Here is a 24,208-nt window from a genome sequence, read left to right as displayed (position 1 = left end):
TCACGAGTTCTTCGCAACGAAGTCTGCAATATCGCCCTGAAGCCGATCCGGATATTCGCCGTTGACGGCATGTGAGGCGTCGGGATAGAGCCGCACGGTCCCGTCGGGAATTGCTCGTTCTGCCGTGGCGACGGCATCTTCGGCGTCGTGCATCACGGACTTTCCTGCGATGACGGCCAGTATCGGTACGTCGAGTGTCGCAAGGCGTTCTTCGGTGATTCGCGTGGGCTGCGGCAGTTTCAGCGAGTATCCCTGCATCCCGGCCTCGATCATGTCTGCAATCGGAACGTTCTGTACTTCCGCACCGCCCGCCGTGTACGAGTTGAAGCCGTCTCGCCACGACTTCGGCAGCCATGGGACTGCGGCAGGGAGGGCGCGGATCGCGGTGCTCCAGGGGATGTCGGAAAAGACCTCCACAGGGTCGATCAGTGTGAGGGAGGCGATGTGGGAGCTGTTGTTCAGTGCCAGGTTCGCCGCGGTCCACCCGCCGATGGACAGCCCGATCACGTGCACCTTGTCGGCGGGCAGAGCCGCGAGGGTCTGCGCGAGCCAGTTCGCCTGATCCTCGTCACCGGAGATCGGACGTTCTTGAATACTGCGACCCGGTTCGCCCAGTAGATCGACGGTGTAGACATCCCCGATCGTCAGCAGGCCCGGCAGGTTTGCCGCCCAGACCGGGGTCGCGGAGGACCGCCCGGGCAGAAGCAGCAGCGGGTGCGTCGAGCCGCCGGTGCCGGCAAACCGATAGACGCGGACGACGCCGTAATCGGTTCTGATGTCGAGTGTGCTCGCTGGAGCAGGCAAGTCCTGGAACGCGCGATCGTATGCCGTGAGATATCGGTCCTCGCTCGCCGCGCTGTTCCAGTGCCCGACAGGTGAGGGGGATCGGAGTGCGAACGTGAGGGTGAGCGCGCCGACGGTCAACGCCCCGGCAGCGATCTTCAGGTATCGACGGCGTGATTTCGGGACTCGATCATGCATGTCCGGTCTCCTAACCGATCGGTAAGTATTTTGACCGTACGGTAAGCTGGCGTCCGTGGCAACGAGAGAACCGACCTTCATCGAACGCACCCGGCGCGCGCAGTTGATCGACGTCACGATCGCTGCGGTCGCCGAGCACGGCTATTCGAACGTCTCGCTCGCGCGCATCGCAGACAACGCCGGCATCACCAAAGCGGCTGTGCTGTACCACTTCCGAACCAAGGATGCGGTGGTGGAAGCTGCGTATCGGTTCGTTCTCGATGCTCTCGTCGAGGACGTGGCGGCGGCAGTCGGGGCAGTCGGCGCGCAGGACGGCCCTCAGGCGTACGTCCGCGCAATGGTCGGTCATCTCCGCGCTCACTCCCGGCACACGCGCATGCTGATCGAGGCGATGGCCAACTCCACGCCCGGGCACACGCCGGAGCAGCGATGGCGGCCGTTGGCCGACCTCATCGACGCGTCGGTCCGTGAACGTGGGACGGACGGTGTCGATTCACGAACGCTCGCCATCATCACCGGCGGTGCGATCGATGCGATCGTCACCGAATGTCTGCACGACCCGGACTACGACACGGCTGCGGCCGGCGAGTCGCTCGCCGCGATGCTCGACGCAGCTGTGAGCTGAGCCCCGTGTCTCCCGCCTGCCGTGGTGTCGGCGTACTCCCATAGACTCGATCCTGACTGTGCATGCGCAGCCGTCGCCTCGAATCGCTTGTAGGAGCATTGCTGTTGTCTTCCGATTCTCTGCCTGCCGTTTCGCCATCCGGGCCGGCCCCGATCGTTCCCGACGCGGCGCTGCAGCTGTCGGGTCTGGCCAGCGTTGCGCTGACGGATTCGTCGATGGTGGCCGTCGCCGACGCGATCGGAACCGCCGAGCACACCCTGATCGGACCGCACTCGGTTCGCCCGTTCGTCGCGGCCGCGATCGCGCAGCACACTCAGCTGTTGATCGTCACCGCCACCGGGCGTGAGGCGGACGATCTCACCGACGAACTCCGCCAGATCCTCGGCGGCGGCGTCGTGATGTTCCCGTCGTGGGAGACGCTTCCGCACGAACGCCTGTCGCCGAGTGCAGACACCGTCGGCAAGCGACTGGACGTGCTCCGCCGGCTCGCTCGTCCCGGCGACATCGATTACGGCGATCCTCTGCGCGTCATCGTCACCACCGTCCGCTCGCTGGTGCAGCCCATGGCACCTGGTCTCGGCGAGATCGAACCCGTGACGTTGAAGGTCGGGCTGGACATCGACTTCGACGGATTGATCCACCGACTCGTCGAGTTCGGATACCTGCGCGTGGACATGGTCGGCAAGCGCGGCGAGTTCGCCGTCCGCGGCGGCATCCTCGACCTCTTCTCGCCCACGGCAGATCACCCGGTGCGCGTGGAATTCTGGGGCGACGAGATCACCGAACTCCGCGCGTTCGCGGTCTCCGATCAGCGTTCGTTGCCCGATCACGAGGTCGATCTGGTCATTGCTCCGCCGTGCCGCGAGTTGCTCCTCACCCAGGAAGTCCGAGACCGCGCCGCAGTGCTTGCCGCCGACAACGCCGGTGACACTGCGCTGGTGGAGATGCTGGACAAGCTCTCCGCCGGCGTCCCCGTGGAGGGCATGGAAGCACTGCTTCCGCTGCTGCAGCCGGGCGAATTGCAACTGCTCGCCGATACGCTCCCCGCCGGAACGCACGTCCTGCTCTGCGACCCTGAGCGAATCCGCACGCGCGCAACAGATCTGGTGCGCACGGGCCAGGAGTTCCTCGAAGCATCCTGGACGGCAGCATCGATCGGTGGAGCTGCGCCGCTGGACACGTCGACCCTCGACACGTCCAGCCTCGAAGGTGCGTCCCTCGATCTCGGGGCCTCGGCATATCGGTCTCTGCGACAGGTTCGCGAGTCCGCGCAGGTGCACGGCCGGCCGTGGTGGACCATCAGCCCGCTCGCCTCCGGAAACGGCGAAGAAGTCGAGCTCGCCGTCGACTCGGTCCCGGAGGTGCGGGGATCCGAAGAAGCGTTGACGGCCCTGTTCGCGACTCTGCGGGCACACATCGCCACCGGGGGTCGCGCCGTCATCTCCGTGGCCGGCGCAGGCACCGCCACCCGCATCATCGAACGCCTCGCCGAGGCCGAAGTGCCTGCAGCGCATCTCGATTCCGGTGCCGTTCCGGTCGCCGACGTCGTCAACGTCCTGTGTGGATCGTTGCACGACGGGCTGGTGTTCCCGGATGCCAAGCTTGTCGTCGTCACCGAAAGCGATCTGACCGGCAACCGCGTCGCCGCGGCGGGGGAGGGTCGCAAGCTTCCGGCCAAGCGCCGTAATCAGGTCGATCCCCTCGCGCTCGTCGCCGGCGACAGCGTCGTGCACGATCAGCACGGAATCGGCCGATTCGTCGAGATGGTCGAGCGCACCATCGGTGGTGCCCGACGCGAATATCTCGTCGTCGAGTACGCACCCAGCAAGCGCGGCCATCCCGGGGATCGCCTGTTCGTCCCCATGGATTCGCTCGATCAGCTCTCCCGTTACGTCGGTGGTGAGCTGCCGTCTCTGAGCAAGCTCGGCGGATCCGACTGGGCCAACACCAAACGCAAGGCGCGCAAGGCAGTTCGCGAGATCGCCGGTGAGCTGGTGCAGCTGTACGCGGCTCGTCAGGCAGCTCCCGGTCACGCTTTCGGGCCCGACACTCCGTGGCAGCTGGAGATGGAAGATGCGTTCGGATTCACCGAGACGGTCGACCAGATGACCGCTATCACCGACGTCAAGGCCGACATGGAGAAGGCGGTTCCGATGGACCGCGTCATTCTCGGCGACGTCGGGTACGGCAAGACCGAGATCGCAGTGCGCGCCGCGTTCAAGGCTGTGCAGGATGGCAAGCAGGTGGCCGTCCTGGTTCCGACAACGCTTCTGGCGCAACAGCATCTGCAGACCTTCACCGCCCGCATGGCGTCGTTCCCGGTGACGGTGAAGGGGCTCTCCCGCTTCACACACGGTTCCGAGTCCAAGGAGGTCATGGCCGGGTTGGCTGACGGCACAGTCGATATCGTCGTCGGAACACACAGGTTGCTGCAGACCGGTGTGGCCTGGAAGGACCTCGGTCTGGTCATCGTCGACGAGGAGCAGCGTTTCGGCGTCGAGCACAAGGAGCACATCAAGTCGCTTCGAACCCACGTCGACGTGCTGACGATGTCTGCCACGCCGATCCCTCGAACCCTCGAGATGAGCCTGGCCGGCATCCGTGAGATGTCCACCATTCTCACCCCGCCCGAAGAGCGGCACCCGGTGCTCACGTACGTCGGCGCGTACAACGACAAGCAGGTCGCCGCGGCCATCAGGCGCGAGTTGCTGCGTGACGGCCAGGTGTTCTTCGTGCACAACCGCGTCAGCTCGATCGACAAGGCCGCCAAGAAGATTCGCGATCTGGTGCCCGAGGCCAGGGTAGCGACGGCGCACGGTCAAATGAACGAGGAGACACTCGAGCGTACCGTGCAGGGCTTCTGGCAGCGCGAGACCGACGTCCTGGTGTGTACCACCATCATCGAGACCGGCCTCGACATCTCGAACGCCAACACGCTGATCGTCGAGCGGTCCGATTCGCTCGGCCTGTCCCAGCTGCATCAGCTCCGAGGTCGCGTCGGTCGTAGCCGTGAACGGGGCTACGCGTACTTCCTGTATCCGCCCGAGAAGCCGCTCACCGAGACCGCCTACGATCGTCTGGCGACCATCTCGCAGAACTCCGACCTCGGTGCCGGTATGGCCGTTGCGATGAAGGACCTCGAGATCCGTGGTGCCGGAAACGTTCTGGGCGCAGAGCAGTCCGGGCACGTCGCAGGGGTTGGATTCGACCTGTATGTGCGGCTCGTGGGTGAGGCGGTCGAGGCCTACCGCGCCGCTGCGGACGGGAAGCCCATCACGACCGACGAGGCTCCGAAGGAAGTGCGCATCGACCTTCCCGTCGACGCCAACATTCCACCCGACTACGTCACCAGCGACCGGTTGCGCCTCGAGGGTTACCGAAAGCTTGCTGCGGCAGCCGATTCTGCCGGGATCGACGCCGTCATCGACGAACTCGTCGACCGGTACGGTCCGCTGCCCGAGGAGGTCGGCCGCCTGGTCTCCATCGCGAAGTTGAGGCTGATTGCCAAGGAGTACGGCTTGACCGACGTCAACGTCGCCGGAACGCAGGTCAAACTGGCTCCGATGGAGTTGCCCGACTCCAAGCAGATTCGCCTCAAGCGGCTTTACCCCAGCGCCACCTACCGGGCGACGACCGGGGTGGTGCAGTTGCCGCTGCCGCGCGTCGAGGGTGGCGGAGTGGGGGCGGCGCGCGTACGCGACGTCGAATTGGTGCAGTTCATCGCCGATCTCATCCTATCCTTGGACGGTAAGCCATCTCGGTCGGTCTTGTTGGAGCAAACAGTGGGGGTGTAGCGGTGACGGTAGTTCTGCTCGACCCCGTTCGGCCGGCACAGGTACCCGTGGACGCTGTCGAATTCCTCGGTGGCGCGGTGCAATTCACCGAAGAGGTACCGGTGCGGGTGCGATGGCTGTTCTCCGGCACCGCTGCGCCCGATGCCGTCGATGCCGTTCTGGTCAGTACCGACCGGGCCAACCCCGACGTCCTGGACCGGATCGCGCGCGGAGAACGAGTCATCTCTGCCGAGAAGTTGCCCGGTGACGACGTGATCGCGGCGGTGCACCTGATGGACCGATTGCACACCGTCGGTGGGTGGGAAGCACAGCAGACCCACGAATCGCTGCGCGGTTACCTGTTGGAAGAGACCTACGAACTCCTCGACGCGATCGCCGCAGGGAACCTGGACAACCTGCGCGAGGAACTCGGAGACCTGTTGCTGCAGGTGCTCTTTCACTCCAGGATCGCTCAGAACGCCGCCGAGAATGCATTCGATATCGACGACGTCGCCGCGGGACTCGTTGCCAAACTGACCCACCGCAGCCCGCACCTCGCTCGCCAGGACGGCGGACCGATCGACATCGTCGAACAAGAGCGCGCCTGGGAAGAGAAGAAGGCGTCGGAGAAGGCGCGAGGATCCTGCATCGACGGCATTGCTTTGTCGCAGCCGTCACTCGCCCTGGCGCAGAAGGTGATCGGACGAGCCACCAAGGCCGGCCTACCCGACGAACTCGTTCCCGACGGCCTACGCGTCGTACACATCGGGGTCGATCATTCGCACGGCGGGGAGAGTGCCGAGGACGCGCTGCGGCGTCGGGTGTTGGACTTCGCAGCTCTGATTCGTAACGCCGAAGCATCCGCCCGTAACGCGGGCATCGCGCCGGGTGAGATGTCTGCACTGGATTGGATCGAGCACTGGGGTCTGCGGGGCTAGTCCCTGCTCCACCCGAACTCGTCAGTTCCTTTTCGTGGCCCTCGTCCCTCGGGTCGGGATCAATGTGGGTTTCAGTCGCTCAGAGTGCAACAAAGCCGCATTGATCCGGACCGGCTACCTGCGCCAGAACAGGTGATGCGTGACGCCGCTGCTGCTGGGGACGACCTCGTGCTCGAATCTGTCGTTCAACTCGTCGGGCGAATCCCACAGCTTCAGACCCGAGCCGAATTCGATGGGCGAGACGACGATGTGCATGGTGTCGACGAGGTCGGCGTCGAGGAATTCCCGAATACTGGTGACGCCGCCGCCGAGTCGCACGTCCTTACCGTCGGCCGCCTCCTTTGCTTGCTTCAGTACCTCGGCGGGCTCGCCGTCGACGAAGTGGAACGTGGTGTCGGAGAGTGTGATCGATGGTCGCTCGTGGTGGGTGAGGACAAAGACGGGTGTGTGGAAGGGGGGTTCTTCGCCCCACCAGCCCTGCCATTCGTGGTCGGTCCACGGTCCGCGTTGAGGGCCGAACTTGTGTCGGCCCATGATCTCGGCACCGATGTTGTTGCTGAAGTCACGGGCGAGGTAGTCGTCGAGTCCGCGGCTACCGTTGGAATCGACGTTTCCCGGAAAGCTGGCGGTGGCAAAGAACCACGCCATCAGGCTTCCATGATCGAGACCGAACGGGCTCTCGAAGCTCTGGTCCACTCCCGCTGCGATCCCATCGCTCGAAACGGTGAAGTTCTGTACCCGAACCAGCTGTCCCATGTGTGCTCCCGATGTCGATGATGACGATGTACGACGTGTAGACCGAGCCGCGCGTGCAAACTCATCGCTGAACTGGATCGGATCAGACTAGTCCGGTGGCACTCGTCATCGATCACCGAACCGCGAAGTAATCAGCCGGATCGAGGCCGTCGAGTGCGGTCCACCGCCGTGGGATTGCCGCGGATTCGCGAGGGCCGTCGGACGGAGTCAGAACATCGAGGGCAAGACGCGGATCGTCGTCGATGCGCCGAGCCATGTCGTAATAGACGGCGAGCACGTGGATACACCGACCGGTGCTATCGGGGCACGTGCACTCGACCCGGGTGAGTGTGGGTACGGGCGGATGACCTCGCTCGGTGCAGGCGCGATACATCTCGTCGGTGAGAATTGTTCGGGATCCCTGCAATTGGGTGGTGATGATGTTCAGAGCAGGTGAAGGCAGCGGTGCCACCTCGATAGAGACCTCAGGTGTTGTGCGCCCGTGTTCGACGACTCCTCGGATCTTGCCGGCACTGATCGTCACCTCCACTTTTCCACCCTTCGCCAGCGCGCGGGCGCGGGGTAGCCGGGGGTCGGGTCGGGTCACGCGTAGCGGCTGTGCGAGTCGAACCCAGTCCCGCCCCCATGCTGTGTAGCCGAAGTCGTCGTCCGCCATGTCAGCGGGTTCGCTTGCGGCGCAGGGTGTCGACGAGCCGGTCGTCGTCCAGCTTCGCCAGCGCGGCTACACCCGACATATCGGCGACGTCGGACAGCGTCGATTTTCGCGAATGCATGGCCGCGATGTGCTCCTCGATGGTGGTGTCGGTGGTCAGCGTGGTGATGGTGACCGTGCGGGTCTGCCCGATCCGATGGACTCGATCCGAAGCCTGCGCTTCGACGGCTGGGTTCCACCATCGGTCGAAGTGGACGACGTCGGCTGCGCGAGTCAGGGTGAGTCCGGTGCCGCCTGCTTTCAGGCTCAGAACCAGTACGGTAGGGCCATCGTCGGCCTGGAAGCGTCGAACGATATCCGCCCGTTGTTCCTGATTCAGGCCTCCGTGAAAGAACGGCACCGACACTCGGAACTGTTCGCCGAAGTGCCGTACGAGAAGTTCGCCGGTTTTGCGATATTGGGTGAAGATGATTGTGGGCGAATCGGTTTCGAGGTTGTTGGCCACGATGTCGGTGCAGAGGTCGAGCTTCCCCGACCGTCCCGTCAGATCGTCGGAGTCGCCCGTGACCAGTGCCGGGTGATTGCATACGTGCTTCAGTGCGGTCAGAGCCGCCAGCACCCGGGCCTGGCGTTGCACGCCATCGCCGAAGCCGTCGTCGATCGCCTGATCGAGGACGCGGTCGTACAGGTTCTGCTGTTCCTCGGTGAGGTCGCAGATGAGGTCTGCATGGATCTTCGGAGGAAGCGATCCGGCGACCTGAGACTTCTTTCGCATCAGTACAACCGGTTCGATCGCTGCGCGGAGCCGAATGGCGGCGACGCCGGAACCGTCCGTTATCGGCTTGATGAATCGACGCCGGAACTGAGTCTTGTTCCCGAACAAGTGCGGTGCGACGAGGTTGAGCAGCGCCCAGAATTCGTCGAGATGATTCTCGACGGGCGTGCCGGTCATCGCGATCGTCGCGCCGGCGTCGATGATGCGCGCGGCCTTCGAGATCTGCGTACGCGGGTTCTTCAGCACCTGTGCCTCGTCGAATACTGCAGTGGCCCAATGAAGATCGGCGAGCTGCGGACCGTGTGTGCGCAACGTCGGATACCCCGTGAGCAGCACCGTTCTCGGGTCCATCGCAGGCAGTGGCCCGCCGCGCCAGATCACCGTCGACAGGTTCGGTGCAAACCGAGCAATCTCGTGCGCCCAGTTTCCGACCAGCGACGTCGGACTCACCACCACCTGCGGCCCCTCGTCTGCGCGCCCGACGAGGTAGCCGATTGCCTGCAGCGTCTTGCCGAGCCCCATCTCGTCCGCGAGCACCGCACCACCGTGGGCGGACACGGTCTCCCGCAGCCAACTCACGCCGCGCACCTGGTAGGGCCGCATCTCCGCGACCAGCGCTGTGCGCAGTTCGGCGGCAATGGCCGTCGTATGGCGAAAAGCGGCGACGGCGTGTTCCGCCGATGCCACCGCTCTGCCGGTGGCATCGGGAACCGCATGCCCAGCGATCGGCAGCGCAGAATCGTCGCCCGTCAGGTGCGTGCGCCACGCGTCGACCGAGGCACCGGGGGAGTCGAGAACAACGTCGGCCAGTCGATCGGGCTCGATCAACGCGCAGTCGACGTCGGATACCTCGAACCCCGAAAGGTTCGGTGTCGGAACTGCCAGCGTGACCGTCTGGGCATCGCCGACGGGTGGGGGAGGCCCGACAGTGCCGGAAGACCAGGTCCACAGGGCAAACATGTGACGATCGAGGAGGTAGGTCGCTTGAGTATCGGCAGTCTGGGGGAGGGGCATGAATCCCTTCGAGGAGCAGTCGGCGACGAATCCGAACCGCTAGAACATAAGCAGACCGCACAGTTCTGTCAAACTCGAAAAAATTGCGAAAGCTGTTGCAAAATAACGGAATTTGTGACCCTGAGTGGAAATTTGACACCCAGATGATTCGGTGTCCTCCGCTGGACTCAGGGCTCAACCGCAGCGGAGGACCGAACTACTCGAACAGCGTCGAACCCCAGTATTCGGATTCTCCGACGCCGGGAGGGCAGGCGAATACCGCAGAACCCACGTGTTGGATGTATTCGTTCAGTGCGTCCTTGCGGGACAGGGCCAATTGCATCGGGACGAATTGGGTCAGCGGGTCGCGGCAGTAGGCGATGAAGAACAGGCCTGCGTCGAGGTGGCCGAAGCCGTCGGATCCGTCGGTGAAGTTGTATCCCCGACGCAGGATCTGGATGCCGCCGAGGTTTTCCTTCGACGCCAGGCGCACGTGCGCGGTCTTGTCGATGAAGGTGCCCTCGGGACCCTGGGACTCGAAGTCGAGTGCGTCGAACTCGTCCTTCTGGCCGAGCGGGGCGCCGGAGCCCTTGCTGCGCCCGATCACTCGCTCTTGTTCCTTCAGTGTGGTGCGGTCCCACGATTCGATGAGCATGCGGATCCGACGCGCCACGAGGTAGGAGCCACCTGTCATCCATTCCTGATCGTCATCGGACGCAACCCAGACGTTTTCGTCCAGCAACGACGGGTCCTCGGCCTTGAGGTTCGCCGTTCCATCCTTGAATCCGAACAGGTTTCGCGGTGTTGCCTGGGTGGTCGAGGTGGACGAGGTTCGACCGAAGCCAAGTTGAGACCACTTCACCGAGACGGTACCGAACCCGACGCGAGCGAGGTTGCGGATCGCGTGCACGGCAACCTGGGGATCGTCGGCGCAGGCCTGGATGCAGAGGTCGCCGCCGGAGCGTCGGGGATCGAGGTTGTCGGCCGGAAAATGCTGCAGATCGGCAAGCGACGCAGGCCTTTTCGCGGCCAGATCGAATCGGTCGAACATCGACGGACCGAATCCGATCGTCAACGTCAGCGACGACGCCGTCAGGCCGAGTGCTTCGCCGGTATCGGACGGGGGGTTGTACTGGCCACCGTCGACTGCGCCGCCGTCGAACGTCTCCTCGCCCTTGGTGAGCCGTTCGGCCATCAGGGTCCACTTCTTCAGCAGGGCAACGAAATCCTCACGAGAATCGGTGGTGATGTCGAAGGCGACGAAGTGCATGCGGTCCTGCGCCGGTGTGACGATCCCGGCCTGGTGATCGCCACGGAAGTCGACGACGTCCGAAGCGGGTGCCTCGGCTCCGGAGGCGGTCGCGTGTCCAGCGATGGCTCCCACTCCAACGAGTGCAGCCCCCGTCCCGACGGCACCGAACAGGCGCCGCCGGGAAAATTGTCCAGTCTTATTGTCCGGCAACGACACCCTGCACCTGGCTCACTTCGGCGGACAATGCGTCGATCTTGTTGGAGAGTTCCTGACGCTGGGGTTCGGTCACCGTGTCGTAGAAGACGAAGCCGTCGCCGCTGCGGTACTTGGCGAGTTCGGCGTCGAGTTCTGCGAAGCGGGCATCGATGGCGGTACCGAGATCGGCGTTGCGCTCGTCGAGGATGGGGCGCACCGCGGCGATGGCGGCCTGGGAGCCGTCGACGTTGGCCTGGAAGTCCCACAGGTCGGTGTGTGAGAAGAAGTCCTCTTCACCGCTGATCTTGGTCTTGGCAACTTCGTCGAGCAGTCCCTGTGCGCCACCGGCGACCTGAATGGGGTCGATGGTGAAATCGTCGGCCTTGATCTTGTCGGCGAGTTCGGTGATGTCGGCCTCGAGCTGATCAGCCATTGCGTTGGTGTCCGGCTGCAGCCCCTGCGACCACAGGTCCTTCTCGATGCGGTGGAATCCGGTCCACTCGGCACCGGGCTCCACGTCCGGCTCACGCAGGTCGATGCGTGGGTCCAGGTCATCGGGGAAGCTCTCGGCCACGGGCTCGATGCGCTCGTAATAGCTACGCGCAATGGGGAACTGGGCCTTGGCTGCGTCGACGTCCCCGCTCTTGACGGCGGTGACGAACGATGCCGTGGTGTCCTGCAACGCGTCGATCTGGCTGACGACGTAGCGCTTGTAGCCGGCGGCGGCCTCGGTGAGGAGCCCGTCCTCGCCTGCGGTGCGGACCGAGTCGCCGGTGACGACGTAATCGGCGCGGATACCGTCGCCCACCATGCCTGCCTTGCAGGCGGTTTGGTACGTGCCGGGGTCAGGCAGCGCAACGATGAGCTGACGCGTCAACCCGGGTCCGATGTTCTCGACCTCACCCATGACGCGGTCGCCCTCGCCGTAGACGTAGAACTCGGTGACTTTGCTGCCGTTGTTGGTGATCTGGAACGTCGAGTTACCGGTGGTGCCCTCGGATGCGCTCACGTCGCAGGAGGAGTCGGTCGCGGTGACGGCGATATCGCCCGATGCGGCTTCGTTGGAAGACTTTTCGGTGCATCCGGCCAGGGCAATCGGCAGAACCGCGACCGCGGCCAGAGCGAAGGTGGAACGACGCATGATGGTGGTGCCTTTCAGGAGTTCTGAAGTACAGGCTCGGGAGCCGCGGGAACGCGGACCGGGCGGAGGAAGAGGAACAACACGACGACGATGTAGAGCACCCAGGCGATCGCTTGGAAGACAGTGGGTTCGGGACGGAAGTTGAAGATGCCGCCGAGCACGGTGCCGTACCAGCTCGAGGCGTCGAAGTGAGCGCTGATGTCGAAGGCGACAGCGCTGCCACCGGGCAGTACTCCGCCGATCTGCAGTGCGCGGATTCCGTAGGCGAGGATTCCGGCGGCGACCACGATGAGGAAGATGCCGGTGTACTTGAAGAAGACGGCAAAGTTGATGCGCACGGCACCGAAGTACAGGAACACCGTCAGCACGGCAGCGACAACGATGCCGAACAGCAGACCGAGCAGCGGCCACAGGCTGCCGTTCGTGTTCTCGGCGTAGCCGACCATGAGCAATGCCGTCTCGACGCCCTCGCGGCCGACAGCGAAGAACGACAGCGTCAGCACTGCAGCAGGCCCGACGGTCAGCGCTTTCTCCATGTTCGCTCGCAGTTCGCCGGAGATGTTCTTGGCGGCGGTGCGCATCCACAGCACCATTGCCGTCACGATGACCACGGCCACGAGCGATGCCGCGCCCGCGATGATCTCGGCGGTCAGTCCGGTGACCGTGGATGTGCCGTAGTGGATGACGAAGAAGATCGCGGCCACCATGGCAACGGCCAGCCCGACGCCCAGCCACACCCACTTGAGTGCGTCGCGTCGGTTGGCCTTGACGAGGAACGCAACGAGGATCATCACCACGATGCCGGTCTCGAGGCCCTCGCGAAGACCGATCAGACCGCTGCCGAACATCTGAGTGGCGATCGACGGCGCGGATCCTGCTGCGGCGAGAACGGACACGGGCACTTCTCCTGTTGTGCAATGAACATTGGTACGCCTTCCCTCTCAAAGGGTAGGCGACCCTCATGCGTGAAGGTTGACAGAAACATACACCCTGCATCGCCGGCCGAATGCACGTTGAACTGGGGTTTTACGGACCTTTAGCTTTCTATTACCTTGCGTGTGCAGGATGGTGAGGTGATCTCACGAATCTGCGTGCTCGCCACCGCATCGGTCCTCCTTGCGCTCACCGCGTGCGGCAGCAGCGAGCCGAAGCGTGAGATTCCCGAGGGCATTCCGCCCGGTCCGGGAACCGACGTGCCGGTGATCGACTTCAACGCACCCGGCCGGACAGCCGACTTGTTGCTCGCGTGGGCCGAACCTCAGACCGACGCACTGGGTATCTCGGTGACGGCTCTCGCGTCGTACGGGCACGCGGCCGCGATCATGACCGAGACGGACGCGGACTGCGGAATCGCGTGGACGACACTCGCCGGCATCGGCTACATCGAAAGCCGGCACGGCACATTCCAGGGATCCTCGGTGCAGCCCGACGGCCTGGTCGCGCCGCCGATCCGCGGGATTCCTCTGGACGGCGGGCCGGGTGTCGCCGAGATTCCGGACACCGACGGCGGCGTGATGGACGGTGACGCCGAGTTCGATCGAGCGATGGGTCCCATGCAATTCATCCCCGAGACGTGGAAGAAATGGGGTGTCGACGCCAACGGCGACGGCATCGCAGATCCGGACAACATCGACGATGCGGCGTTGACCGCGGCTCGCTATCTGTGCGCCCGCGGCGGCGATCTGCGGACGGCACAGGGCTGGGAGACGGCATTGATGGCGTACAACCTCTCGGGTCAGTATCTGCGTGACGTGCGAGATCGAGCGGCCGCGTACTCGGTGGGCACCAGGCCGTAGAACTCCGTGCATCGCGGGCTAGCCCGGGGAGCGGCTAGTCTTGCACCCGGCACAGTCCGCCGGTCCCCGTTACTAGGAGAAGCATTCGTGGCCATCATTGAGCAGGTCGGAGCTCGCGAGATCCTCGATTCCCGTGGCAACCCCACGGTTGAGGTCGAGGTCGCATTGGACGACGGGACGTTGACCCGCGCAGCCGTCCCCTCCGGCGCATCCACCGGTGAGCACGAGGCCGTCGAGCTTCGTGACGGCGGAGACCGCTACGGCGGGAAGGGCGTCGAGAAGGCCGTCAACGCGGTGCTCGACGAGATTGCGCCCGCGGTCATCGGCCTCGACGCCATCGAGCAGCGCACGGTCGACCAGGCTCTGCTGGATCTCGACGGCACTCCCGACAAGTCCCGCCTGGGCGCGAACTCCCTGCTGGGTGTCTCGCTCGCTGTCGCCAAGGCTGCGGCCGAGTCCACCGGCCTGGAGCTCTTCCGCTACCTCGGCGGACCGAACGCACACATCCTCCCCGTGCCGATGATGAACATCATCAACGGCGGCGCACACGCCGACAGTGGCGTCGACGTGCAGGAATTCATGATCGCGCCGATCGGTGCTCCCACGTTCAAGGAGTCGCTGCGCTGGGGTGCCGAGGTCTACCACGCACTCAAGTCCGTGCTCAAGGCCAAGGGCCTGTCCACCGGACTCGGCGACGAGGGCGGCTTCGCTCCCGATCTCGCCGGCACCAAGGCAGCTCTCGACCTGATCCTCGAGGCCATCGGCAAGACCGGCCTCAAGCCCGGCCAGGACGTCGCGCTCGCGCTCGACGTGGCAGCCACCGAGTTCTACACCGCGGGCACGGGCTACGCCTTCGAGCGTGAGACCAAGTCCGCTGAGCAGATGTCGGCGTTCTACGGCGAACTCGTCGACGCCTACCCGCTGGTCTCCATCGAGGATCCGCTCGACGAGAACGACTGGGACGGCTGGGTTGCCCTCACCGAGTCGATCGGCGACAAGGTTCAGCTCGTCGGCGACGATCTGTTCGTCACCAACCCGGAGCGCCTCGAAGACGGCATCGTCAAGGGTGCGGCCAATGCGCTGCTGGTCAAGGTCAACCAGATCGGCACGCTCACCGAGACCCTCGACGCAGTCGATCTCGCGCACCGCAACGGCTACAAGACGATGATGAGCCACCGGTCCGGCGAGACCGAGGACACCACCATCGCTGACCTGGCAGTTGCCGTCGGCAGCGGCCAGATCAAGACCGGTGCCCCGGCTCGAAGCGAGCGCGTGGCCAAGTACAACCAGTTGCTGCGTATCGAAGAAGCTCTGGGCGACGCGGCGCGTTACGCCGGCGAGTTGTCTTTCCCCCGGTTCAATTACGAGGGATAGCAGACAGGTACATATCGCACGAAGTGGAGATGAATGATGGCACGGCGCGGAAGGTCCGGGACCAGTCCAGGTGGACGTGATCCCCGACCCCGCGGCCGTTCCTCCTCTTCGAGTCGGTCGAAGTCCGGGGGCGTCTCTCGTGACGAGAACGCCTCCGGCCGGCCGGCCACCCCGCCGGAACCATCGGAGCAGGTGCGCGACGCGGTGGTCGGAGGCAAGGCCGCTCCCCGGCGCGTCGGTGTTCGTCGGCCCAAGATGCCCGAGCGGACGTTCCTCGGACTGTCCACCGGACGGGCCGTCATTCTCGGCGTTGTGGTGTGTGCGCTGGCGTTGACGCTGGCAGTACCACTACGCACTTACTTCTCGCAGCGCAGCGAACTCGAGTCCGTGCTGGCCGAGCGACGGGCGTTGGAGAACGACGTGGAAGCGCTCCGGATTCAGAAATCTCAGCTCGACGAGCCGTCCCGGATTGCGGCGGATGCGCGTGAGCGCCTGCGGTTCGTGATGCCGGGGGAGACGCCGTACCAGGTGCAGTTGCCCGGCGACTACGGCAAGACCCCGGAGGAACTCGCAGCCGACAGTGCCCCGACGGGTCCCTGGTACACCGACCTCTGGAACACCGCAGTCCAGCCGCAGGGTTCGGACCAGCCTGCGGAGCCGACGTCCGCACCGATGCCCGTCGTACAGCCAGAACCCGTGCCGGCCCCGCCGGCACCAGAATCAGAAGGAGGACCGGTCGGGTGAATTCCTCGGCAGTCTCGCAGGAAGATCTCGATGCGGTCGCATCGCAGCTCGGACGTGAACCACGTGGCGTACTCGAGATCGCATATCGATCTCCTGACGGCAGGCCGGGCGTGGTGAAAACCGCCCCCAAGCTGCCCGACGGTACACCTTTTCCCACCCTGTTCTACTTGACGGACCCCCGGCTGACGGCAGAGGCGAGCCGTCAGGAATCGGCCGGGGTGATGCGGGAGATGACCGAACGCCTCGGTACCGATCCCGAATTGGCTGCAGCCTACCTGCGCGCGCATCAGTCGTATCTGGCCGAACGTGACGAGATCGAATCTCTCGGAACGGATTTCACTGGCGGTGGCATGCCCGATCGGGTCAAATGCTTGCACGTGCTGATCGCCCATTCGTTGGCCAAGGGCCCGGGCGTCAACCCGCTGGGTGACGAGTCGGTGGCCCTTGCCGCCGAGAACTCGTTGCGTGGCAAAGCTATTCCGGCCGACTGGCCGACCATCGAAGAACTACGTGCGGAGAAATCATGACCAGGGTTGCAGCAATAGATTGCGGCACCAACTCGATCCGCCTGCTCGTCGCCGACAACAACGGGAAGTCCCTCGCCGACGTCGCTCGTGAGATGCGGATCGTGCGGCTGGGGCAAGGCGTCGACGCGACCGGAGCCTTCGTGCCCGAGGCCATCGAGCGGACCCGTGTTGCATTGGTGGAGTACGCGGAGATCATCCGTAAGACCGGGGCCACCGCGGTGCGCATGGTCGCCACCTCCGCCACCCGTGACGCGTCCAATCGGGAGGACTTCTTCTCGATGGTGCGCGAGGTGCTCGGCAAGGTCATTCCCGGTGCCGAGGCCGAGGTGATCACCGGTGACGAGGAAGCGCGGTTGTCCTTCGCCGGTGCGGTCGGTGAACTCGATTCTGCTGCAGGCCCTTTCCTGGTCGTCGATTTGGGCGGCGGTTCCACCGAGCTCGTACTGGGCGACGCCAAAGGCGTGAAGGCGGCGTTCTCGGCGAACATCGGGTGTGTTCGTCTGACCGAACGATTCCTGCATTCGGATCCCCCCACCGCGGACGAGATCAACGGCGCGCGTGAGTACGCCCGCGAGAAGTTGGCGGAGGCTTTCGAGGAAGTATCGATCGGCGACGCGTCGAGTTGGGTCGGGGTGGCCGGCACGATGACGACCATCGCGGCCATCGCCAAGGAACTACCCGAGTACGACGCCGACGCGGTGCACTTGTCGCGAGTGCCCTTCTCGGAGTTGTTCGAGGTATGCGAGGACCTGATCGGAATGACCCACACGCAGCGAAGCGCGTTGGGCCCCATGCATCCCGGACGGGTCGACGTCATCGGCGGCGGAGCGATCGTGTGCAGCGTGCTGGCCGAAGAGTTCGAGCGACGCGGTGCCGTCAGCTCGTTGACGGTCAGTGAGCACGACATTCTCGACGGCATCGCGATGTCCATCAAGATCTGATCTGCAATTATGCAGACGCGGTCTGCGGCGATGTAGGTTGCATCGCTGCATGTTTCGGTGAAGCCTGTTAGGTGCTGTGGCCCACGTCACGGCTCCCTTCGAGGTGAGGACCACCGATGACGTCACCCGCCGAACAGGCTCCGGCCGACCAGGCGCCGGCCGAGAAAGGGCTGGCCCGCGTAGCGCAAGCGCTCGCCAAGGGGACCGAGAAGTGGTTCCCCGATGCGTACATCTTCGCCCTCGTCGGCGTGGTGGTCGTGGCTGTCGCTGCCTTCGCCAACGGCTCGTCACCGCAGAATGTGGTCGACGCGTTCGGGAACGGCTTCTGGGATCTGACCGCGTTCACTCTGCAGATGGCGATGGTGGTTCTCACCGGATACGTGGTGGCCACATCTCCACCGGTCGCCAGATTGATCACCCGGTTGGCGCAGGTGCCCAAGAGTTCCAGTAGCGCAGTCAGTTTCGTGGCGCTGCTGTCCTGCTCGGTGTCGTTCCTCAACTGGGGCCTGAGCTTGGTGTTCGCCGGTCTGCTGGCCCGTGCCACCGCGCGCCGTGACGATCTGCGCGTGGACTACCGGGCACTCGGGGCTGCGGCATTCATGGGACTCGGAGCGGTCTGGGCACTCGGAATGTCGTCCTCGGCGGCTCAGCTGCAGGCGACGGCGAGTTCGCTTCCGCCGGCTCTACTTTCGGTCACCGGAGTACTCGATTTCGGAACCACCATCTTCACGTGGCAGTCATTGCTGATGTGCGTGATCATCATCGTCCTCACCGTGGCCATTGCGCACTTCTCGGCACCCAAGGGCGCGGCGATCAAAACGGCCGAGGACATGAACGTCAATTTGGACGACACCGTGTCCGAGCCTGCTCCACGCAGTCGACCGGGGGAGTGGCTCGAGTACAGTCGTATTCTTCCGCTCTTCGTGGGCGCGATGACGTTGGGTTGGCTTGTCTCCCAACTGTTGACGCTGCCTGTGCTGTCGGTGGTCAGCAGCCTCAACGGGTACTTGTTGGTGTTCCTGATGCTCGGGCTCGTACTGCATGGCACTCCGCGCCGATTCCTCGATTCGGTGAGCAAGGCTGTCCCTGCGACCGCAGGCATCCTGGTGCAGTTCCCGCTGTACGCCGCGATGGCGGCCATGCTGACCAAGGCCGAGGGTAGGGGAGGTGTCACGATCTCCGAACACCTCGCGAATTTCTTCACCGATATCGGCAGCGGCGGCGGATTTGCCGTGGTCATCGCGGTGTACACCGTCGTACTCGGACTCTTCGTTCCCTCGGGCGGCGGCAAGTGGCTCGTCGAAGCGCCGTACGTGATGCAGTCGGCCACCGATGTGCAGATGAACCTCGGCTGGACAGTCCAGATCTACAACGTGGCCGAGGCGCTGCCGAACCTGATCAACCCGTTCTTCATGCTCCCGTTGTTGGCAGTGCTGGGCCTGCGAGCACGTGATCTGATCGGATTCACGTTCCTGCAGTTCATCTTTCACTTCCCGGTGGTCCTGCTGCTGGTGTGGCTACTCGGTATGACTTTCGACTTCGTGCCGCCGGTCATCCCGGCGCAGTAGCAGCCCGATATGATCGTCACCGCCGGAGCGAACCTTCGGCGGTGGCCCCTATAGCCCAATTGGCAGAGGCAGCGGACTTAAAATCCGCACAGTGTCGGTTCGAGTCCGACTGGGGGCACTGTATTTCCGCAGGTCAGAGTCTGATTTTTTAGGTTCGGCTCGTCTCCCAACTCTTGTAGGGCCGTGAAAAGGCCGTGAGGTGCGGGCGTCTGTGTATGGGTGGCTGGTTGGTGGATGCCTAAAGATTGTCGGTACTGTCTGCCATGATGTCGAACATGCATTCGAGCAGTAGAGTCCTGAGTCATGTCGAGCACGACGGGCGCTCCTCCGGGTCCTCCACCGCCCCTGCGTGGCTCCGTGTCCAGGCTCACCGACCTCATGGAAGCGTTTCAGGAGTCGTACGTACGTGGCGTTGCTGCGGCCGCTGGGTGCGTAATCTCAGGGAGGCCTGAGATTGATGAAGGCATCGACATTATCCTCACCCACCGCTCTGACAAGCACAAAGGGGGCGATGGGGTGGCGCGCCTCGAGATCCAGCTGAAAGCCACAGCGACATCGGTTGGTCGCGGTGGAACTCACGTCAGCGCGCGGGTGAAGAAAGCGCGCTACGACTACTTCCGGAGCCCAAACCCTGATGTAAAGAAGATTCTTGTGATCATGCATCTTCCTGCGCATCAGCATGAGTGGGTGAATTTAGGTGTCGACGCATTGCATTTACGGCACCGTGCATATTGGGTCGACCTCGAAGGGATGCCGCCCATCGCAGGTAGTACGACAACAGTTAAGGCGCCAATCGCGAATAGGTTTGACGATGTTGCTCTGTGCGGGATCATGGAGCGTATTGGGCAGGGTGGAAGGCCATGACTATCGGCAACGAGTCGGGCGAAGAGGTTTACGACCCAGAAATCATAACCTCCCTACTGCAGCGATTCAACTGGCATCTGGATTCTCTAGCATCTGACACTTTGCAGGTCTGGCGTAATGAAAGTTTGAGTGACCAGGAGATTCTTTTCCCGATTGATCACACAAAGGGTGATTACGTCCAGTTGCTGCGACGCGCCTACCGCGCGCTCAGGTATGAACATGGGCAAGAGGTGGAAAGCGTCAACGCCCTGATGACTGTGCAGCATCGGTCGATGTTGGAGGCTACGCGTTGGGAAAAGGAAACGGCAGTTACCCCGGGACTTATTGGATGGCGCTTAGGCGAGGCCCTGTTCAGTGTCGCGCGAGAGACCTTAATGGCGGCTGCTAAAGCCTCTAAGGAGCCTCGCCGGTATTTCGGGAACTCATCGCCGTATATAGCAAAAAGATTTATGGACGAAACCCTGATGGGGCAGACCGAAATTGGAAGTTTCGTAGTAACCGCCTACACGCCCTCAGGAAAACGATTCTATTACAGCAAAGCAAGCGAAGAATCGAGCTCGTCGAAGCTGATTAATGTCGAGAGTCGGTCTGGGGCGGAAATAATTCAAAAATTCGAGGATGTAATTTCCGCAACTCGGGACAAGTTGGACGAATATAAGCGTGATCCGCGGGATGTGATATTTGAGGATTTGATTGAAACTGGATTCTCGCACGAGATGTCCCACGCGCTTGCTTCGTTGACTGATAACGGTGATGGTGCTGTGACAATTTCCCGCCCGGGCTTAGGCAGGCAATTGGATAGGGTTACTGAGATAGCATTCGATTCTGTTGAGTCTCCAATCCTTGCTAGGATCGCGGATCAGCTTCGAATCACAGCAGAGCCTGAGACTGTGAACCTCGTAGGCGAAGTGACCTTGCTCGATCACGTCTCCACGCTGGAGTCGCACACCATTCGACTACATGTCTCTAATAGGCCTGGCACGCGGATCGTAAGAATTAACCTGGACCCTGATCAGTACAAAGTAGCTATTGAGGCGCATCGCAATGACACTCCGTTACGGGTGACCGGGACGCTGACGAAGGAAGGCAAATATAACTGGTTGCTGGGTCCCGCGAACGTGTCGTCGATAGTTGGCGCGTCCAATGATGACGATGACGATAACGATAACGACGACGATGGACAAGACACTCAGGAGCCCTTGTTTTAGCCGGACCTCTTGCCAAAGAGTGGGACCACGTTCGATGGTTCGGCTGTGGGCGTCATCAGGACGGCGGTTGGCTCGGGAAGGTTATTGCCTGCGCCGCCGTCTTCCTCGGGGATCCAATCGCCGTACGTGTCGAGCGTCAGGGTGAAAGTGCTGTGTCCCAGCCATTTTGAGACTTGCATGAAGTGCGTCCCGGCCATCAACTGCATCGTGGCGAATGTATGGCGGAGGTCGTGTAGACGGACCCCGCGAGTGGCCGGCGTACTGCCGTTCGACGGGGCGCTGGCAGGTAAGCCGACAGACACCAACGCCGGTCGGAAGATTGTGTCGTAGAACGCTCCCATCGCCAACGGCCGCGACCAGTCCAGCGGTACCGCGTAGCGTTCGCCTGCTGCGCGGTAGCCACCGCCGTTCTTCCGCGACGGCCACAGGGGAGCGGTCGGCTCGTTGGCTCTCGGGTGGTGTTCCGCGAGGTAAGCCCGCATCCGTTCCGCCAGCCAGGTCGGCAGCGGAACCGTACGACGCGACTTCCGGGACTTGGGCGTGCTCGATACCCACTGCCCGTTCTTGCGGTCCTTGGTTCGGCGTACCTGGACCGCACAGCGCACGGTGGGGGAGCCGTCGACTCTGGCAGGGCCGGTCGTGAAAGCCAGGTCTCCGACCTCCAGGCCCGCGTTCTCGGCGGCGCGGATGCCGCTGTATGCGAGGAAGTCCACCATCAGCGCATAGATCGGGTACGCCGGCAGCCCGTCCACCTCACCCGCGACCGCGTTGGAGACTGCGGAAACCTGAGCGGCAGTGAGCGGGTGGTGCTCGAAGCGGTCGTGGTCGCCGGTGGATCGCTTCCCGGCGAAGTCCACTCGGTCGGCTGGGTTTGACGGGATTGCGTCGTGCCGCATGGCGTACTTGAGGACTCGTCCGAATGTCGACCAGGCGTGCTTGATAGTCGCTGGGGTGAGTCGGTTGTTCAGCACGCCGTCCGCGCCTTGTCGGGATTGCTGCCGAACTAGCGCCGCTAGGAACTCCTCGCACTGTCTCGCTGTGATGGTCGCGACGGCCTGGCCGCCGAACCTATCGAGCACGTACCGATGGAGCAGCTTCCGGTAGTCGCTGAGGGTGCGCTCTTTGAGTTGACCGCGTGCGACCTTGACCTCCATCGACTCCAACCACGCCGCCGCATAGTGGCCGAATGGTTGGTCGCCTGCCTTGCGAATCTCCGAGGCGGATTGCGCAGTAGTCCTGTGCCTTTGGGCATTCAGTTCGTCGCATCGCTCCTGCGCAGCTTCCTTGGAACCGAACGTCTCCTTGAGGTGGACTTGCTTCGTCTGACCGTCGGGTCGAGACGAGCTGACGGGGATCGGCCTACCCATCTCGTCGCGAGCTGGTTCCTGCCACCGAACCTGGTAACTCGGGACTGGCTTGCTGTTCTTGGTACGGCTGGTCTCGATCTTGCGTACGTAGGCCATTGCTACTTCTTTCCGGTTCCGAAGATTGCGCCGATGACGATGAACGCGATGGGCAGGACGACCACGAGAATCAGGGCGAAGGTGTCCACGTCAGGCCACGCCTTCTCGCTGGAGCAGGCGACGGATCGTGCTGTGGTGCCACTGGATGCCGTCACCTGGGGTGGGCACGCCGTACTCGTCCAGCTTGCGTGCGATGACCTTGGCGCTAAGGCCGTCCTCCTGGCGCATGGCGATGATCTCCGCGACGATGGACGGGTCGATCTTCGACGGCCTGCCGAGCTGCTGGCCCTGCGCCTTGGCCCGACGTAGCCCCTCCTTGGTCCGCTCGCTGATCTTCCTACGCTCTTCGGCGGCCATCGCCACTCGAATGTCGAAGAGCAGTCGCTGGCTCGCATCGCTGGAGTTCGCCCCGTTGCAGTCAAGCAGCGTCCAACCATTTATATTGGCGCGCTTGGCGATTGAAGCAGCATCGAGTTGGTCCCGCGTGGCGCGATCGAGTGCGCGAACCAGCAGCCCGTCTGCGAGGCCTGACTCGATCGCTGCGATGGCCGTCTGACGACCGAAGAGCTTAGGCACGCTCCCACTGCTCATCACATCGTATGTGACAGTGAGTAACTGGAGCTCGTTTGCTTGGCAGTACCTACGCATCTCGTCGGACTGTGCTCCAAGGCCGTGCCCCTTCTCCTGGGCGCTGGTCGAGACCCGCGCATAGCCAATAACCCTGAGGCCCTTGAGCTTTGTCACCGGTTGTTCGCGCTGGTCGAGCGCATGCATCGTCGTCATTTCGTTCTCCTGTTCGCCTTGCTGAGTGGGGTCGGAAACGTCGCCGTCGGTCATCGGGAACGCTTTCGGCCCCGAAAGTACGCCAGTCGCGCATCGGAAGCTACAAGGGTTGCTACAACTGGATTATGCTCAGTGTCAGTGCATTTTGGCTCTAAGGGCTTGAACCCCTGAGATGAGACGAGTCCCCCGATTCGCCGTCAACGCTGAGGAGCTGTGGAGCTAGGTGGGTGCAATCTGTGTCGTCGCTTCTCGTTCGGCCCGTACTCCGCGAGAGAGCGGTAGCGTCCCCGACCTTGACCCTGGGGCTACTGCTGAGGCCGGGGTGAGCTGACTGGCTGACGCTCCGCAAGGGTGAGGCTGAGCGGGGAGGCAAACGCGTCGAATCCACTACAACCGTGATTATCGTGCTTGCTCAGAACCAGTCCCATCCCTCCTCAGCAGGCGGAGGCATCCGAGCACCAAAGTTCCCGTCGTTCAGCTTCTTCGGTGCCTTCCTGCGTTCTTCCTCGTCGGCCGCCATGGCGTCGACCTCGGCCCACATCTTCGCGTCTCGGCGTGCGTTCAAGATGCGCTCATGATCGAGGTTCAGGGCCTCCTGGCGCGCAGTCCGCCGCTCACTCGTCCACGACTCACTCGCCATCACGTCCTCCCATCTTCTCGTCCAAGGTGAACCGAGTCGTCGATACTCGCTCCTCGGCCGAGGGAAGGCGGGTACGGGGGTACGCGTACCCCCGTCGGCGTCGTCCGGCCGATTCGCTTCCTTACCCGCGATTGACATTTTGTGTGTTTACCAGGCGTTTTACGGTCTCTGCACTGCACGATTCCTCCACTTTTCACTTTCCTTCTCGCGCTAGGCGGG

General features: G+C 63.4%; 21 protein-coding genes and 1 tRNA gene. 12 read left to right on the top strand and 10 right to left on the bottom strand.

Going from position 1 to position 24,208, the window contains the following annotated elements; genetic code table 11:
* The gene (locus O4220_RS13495; RefSeq protein ID WP_269604954.1) at window positions 1-981 is read right to left on the bottom strand and encodes an alpha/beta fold hydrolase; all 981 of its coding nucleotides are present in this window, start codon (window positions 979-981) and stop codon (window positions 1-3) included.
* Between the two features lie 55 nt (window positions 982-1,036).
* Between O4220_RS13495 and O4220_RS13490 the strand changes: the two genes are divergently transcribed.
* The 3 genes from O4220_RS13490 (at window position 1,037) to O4220_RS13480 (ending at window position 6,317) form a co-directional block, all read left to right on the top strand.
* Window positions 1,037-1,606, top strand: a complete 570-nt coding sequence (locus O4220_RS13490; protein ID WP_269604952.1) for a TetR/AcrR family transcriptional regulator — start codon at window positions 1,037-1,039, stop codon at window positions 1,604-1,606.
* 215 nt (window positions 1,607-1,821) lie between these two features.
* Entirely contained in the window at window positions 1,822-5,400 is a 3,579-nt protein-coding gene (gene mfd / locus O4220_RS13485) for a transcription-repair coupling factor (protein ID WP_269605408.1), read from the top strand.
* 2 nt (window positions 5,401-5,402) lie between these two features.
* Window positions 5,403-6,317, top strand: coding sequence for a MazG family protein (locus tag O4220_RS13480; RefSeq protein WP_269604950.1), 915 nt, complete (start codon window positions 5,403-5,405; stop codon window positions 6,315-6,317).
* A gap of 114 nt (window positions 6,318-6,431) precedes the next feature.
* On the opposite strand, the gene O4220_RS13475 is transcribed toward O4220_RS13480, so the two are convergent.
* The 6 genes from O4220_RS13475 to efeU form a co-directional block, all read right to left on the bottom strand.
* On the bottom strand, window positions 6,432-7,073 hold the full coding sequence (locus tag O4220_RS13475; protein WP_269604948.1) for a dihydrofolate reductase family protein: 642 nt from the start codon (window positions 7,071-7,073) through the stop codon (window positions 6,432-6,434).
* A 112-nt stretch (window positions 7,074-7,185) separates the two neighbouring features.
* On the bottom strand, window positions 7,186-7,728 hold the full coding sequence (locus O4220_RS13470) for a hypothetical protein (protein WP_269604946.1): 543 nt from the start codon (window positions 7,726-7,728) through the stop codon (window positions 7,186-7,188).
* A gap of 1 nt (window position 7,729) precedes the next feature.
* On the bottom strand, window positions 7,730-9,460 hold the full coding sequence (locus O4220_RS13465; protein WP_269605406.1) for a DEAD/DEAH box helicase: 1,731 nt from the start codon (window positions 9,458-9,460) through the stop codon (window positions 7,730-7,732).
* A gap of 250 nt (window positions 9,461-9,710) precedes the next feature.
* Window positions 9,711-10,961 carry an iron uptake transporter deferrochelatase/peroxidase subunit gene (gene efeB / locus O4220_RS13460; RefSeq protein WP_269604944.1) on the bottom strand — a complete coding sequence of 417 codons (1,251 nt, stop codon included), beginning with the start codon at window positions 10,959-10,961 and terminating at the stop codon, window positions 9,711-9,713.
* Window positions 10,942-12,081 (bottom strand): iron uptake system protein EfeO, encoded by a 1,140-nt coding sequence (gene efeO / locus O4220_RS13455; RefSeq protein ID WP_269604942.1) that lies wholly within the window; start codon window positions 12,079-12,081, stop codon window positions 10,942-10,944. Before efeO ends, efeB begins: the two co-directional genes overlap by 20 nt.
* Before the next feature lie 14 nt (window positions 12,082-12,095).
* On the bottom strand, window positions 12,096-12,977 hold the full coding sequence (gene efeU / locus O4220_RS13450) for an iron uptake transporter permease EfeU (RefSeq protein WP_269604940.1): 882 nt from the start codon (window positions 12,975-12,977) through the stop codon (window positions 12,096-12,098).
* Between the two features lie 177 nt (window positions 12,978-13,154).
* On the opposite strand from efeU, the gene O4220_RS13445 reads away from it, so the two are divergent.
* From O4220_RS13445 to O4220_RS13405, 9 genes are all read left to right on the top strand, one after another.
* Window positions 13,155-13,877, top strand: a complete 723-nt coding sequence (locus O4220_RS13445) for a lytic transglycosylase domain-containing protein (protein ID WP_269604938.1) — start codon at window positions 13,155-13,157, stop codon at window positions 13,875-13,877.
* Window positions 13,878-13,964: 87 nt separating this feature from the next.
* A complete protein-coding gene (gene eno / locus O4220_RS13440; RefSeq protein WP_008718800.1) occupies window positions 13,965-15,251 on the top strand; it encodes a phosphopyruvate hydratase in 1,287 nt (428 codons plus the stop codon).
* A gap of 192 nt (window positions 15,252-15,443) precedes the next feature.
* A complete protein-coding gene (locus O4220_RS13435) occupies window positions 15,444-15,995 on the top strand; it encodes an FtsB family cell division protein (protein ID WP_269604934.1) in 552 nt (183 codons plus the stop codon).
* Window positions 15,992-16,522: a DUF501 domain-containing protein gene (locus O4220_RS13430; protein WP_032404265.1), complete on the top strand. Its 531-nt coding sequence runs from the start codon at window positions 15,992-15,994 to the stop codon at window positions 16,520-16,522. Before O4220_RS13435 ends, O4220_RS13430 begins: the two co-directional genes overlap by 4 nt.
* A complete protein-coding gene (locus O4220_RS13425; RefSeq protein ID WP_269604928.1) occupies window positions 16,519-17,463 on the top strand; it encodes a Ppx/GppA phosphatase family protein in 945 nt (314 codons plus the stop codon). The genes O4220_RS13430 and O4220_RS13425 overlap by 4 nt, the downstream gene beginning before the upstream one ends.
* A 116-nt stretch (window positions 17,464-17,579) precedes the next feature.
* Window positions 17,580-19,031 carry a short-chain fatty acid transporter gene (locus O4220_RS13420; RefSeq protein WP_269604925.1) on the top strand — a complete coding sequence of 484 codons (1,452 nt, stop codon included), beginning with the start codon at window positions 17,580-17,582 and terminating at the stop codon, window positions 19,029-19,031.
* Window positions 19,032-19,075: 44 nt separating this feature from the next.
* Window positions 19,076-19,149 (top strand) — tRNA-Leu (locus O4220_RS13415).
* Between the two features lie 239 nt (window positions 19,150-19,388).
* Window positions 19,389-19,895, top strand: coding sequence for a DUF4365 domain-containing protein (locus tag O4220_RS13410; protein ID WP_269604923.1), 507 nt, complete (start codon window positions 19,389-19,391; stop codon window positions 19,893-19,895).
* Window positions 19,892-21,103, top strand: coding sequence for a hypothetical protein (locus O4220_RS13405; RefSeq protein ID WP_269604920.1), 1,212 nt, complete (start codon window positions 19,892-19,894; stop codon window positions 21,101-21,103). Before O4220_RS13410 ends, O4220_RS13405 begins: the two co-directional genes overlap by 4 nt.
* On the opposite strand, the gene O4220_RS13400 is transcribed toward O4220_RS13405, so the two are convergent.
* The 3 genes from O4220_RS13400 to O4220_RS13390 all read right to left on the bottom strand — a co-directional run bounded on the left by O4220_RS13400 (window position 21,100) and on the right by O4220_RS13390 (window position 23,989).
* Window positions 21,100-22,566, bottom strand: coding sequence for a tyrosine-type recombinase/integrase (locus O4220_RS13400; RefSeq protein ID WP_269604917.1), 1,467 nt, complete (start codon window positions 22,564-22,566; stop codon window positions 21,100-21,102). The two genes, O4220_RS13405 and O4220_RS13400, sit on opposite strands and share 4 nt — an antisense overlap.
* A gap of 90 nt (window positions 22,567-22,656) precedes the next feature.
* Window positions 22,657-23,403, bottom strand: a complete 747-nt coding sequence (locus O4220_RS13395; RefSeq protein ID WP_269604914.1) for a recombinase family protein — start codon at window positions 23,401-23,403, stop codon at window positions 22,657-22,659.
* 358 nt (window positions 23,404-23,761) lie between these two features.
* Entirely contained in the window at window positions 23,762-23,989 is a 228-nt protein-coding gene (locus O4220_RS13390; protein ID WP_269604912.1) for a hypothetical protein, read from the bottom strand.
* Window positions 23,990-24,208 lie beyond the last annotated feature (219 nt).

The sequence above is a fragment of the Rhodococcus ruber genome, assembly GCF_027270735.1.
GTDB classification, from domain to species: Bacteria; Actinomycetota; Actinomycetes; order Mycobacteriales; family Mycobacteriaceae; genus Rhodococcoides; species Rhodococcoides rubrum_A.
This window is presented reverse-complemented; position numbering and strand designations above follow the sequence as displayed.

Coding starts and splice junctions, on each gene's coding strand:
- O4220_RS13495 (WP_269604954.1), bottom strand. CDS start 981: ATGCATGATCGAGTCCCGAAATCACGCCGTCGATACCTGAAGATCGCT.
- mfd (WP_269605408.1), top strand. CDS start 1,822: ATGGTGGCCGTCGCCGACGCGATCGGAACCGCCGAGCACACCCTGATC.
- O4220_RS13475 (WP_269604948.1), bottom strand. CDS start 7,073: ATGGGACAGCTGGTTCGGGTACAGAACTTCACCGTTTCGAGCGATGGG.
- O4220_RS13470 (WP_269604946.1), bottom strand. CDS start 7,728: ATGGCGGACGACGACTTCGGCTACACAGCATGGGGGCGGGACTGGGTT.
- O4220_RS13465 (WP_269605406.1), bottom strand. CDS start 9,460: ATGTTTGCCCTGTGGACCTGGTCTTCCGGCACTGTCGGGCCTCCCCCA.
- efeO (WP_269604942.1), bottom strand. CDS start 12,081: ATGCGTCGTTCCACCTTCGCTCTGGCCGCGGTCGCGGTTCTGCCGATT.
- O4220_RS13425 (WP_269604928.1), top strand. CDS start 16,519: ATGACCAGGGTTGCAGCAATAGATTGCGGCACCAACTCGATCCGCCTG.
- O4220_RS13420 (WP_269604925.1), top strand. CDS start 17,580: ATGACGTCACCCGCCGAACAGGCTCCGGCCGACCAGGCGCCGGCCGAG.
- O4220_RS13405 (WP_269604920.1), top strand. CDS start 19,892: ATGACTATCGGCAACGAGTCGGGCGAAGAGGTTTACGACCCAGAAATC.
- O4220_RS13400 (WP_269604917.1), bottom strand. CDS start 22,566: ATGGCCTACGTACGCAAGATCGAGACCAGCCGTACCAAGAACAGCAAG.
- O4220_RS13395 (WP_269604914.1), bottom strand. CDS start 23,403: ATGACCGACGGCGACGTTTCCGACCCCACTCAGCAAGGCGAACAGGAG.
- O4220_RS13390 (WP_269604912.1), bottom strand. CDS start 23,989: ATGGCGAGTGAGTCGTGGACGAGTGAGCGGCGGACTGCGCGCCAGGAG.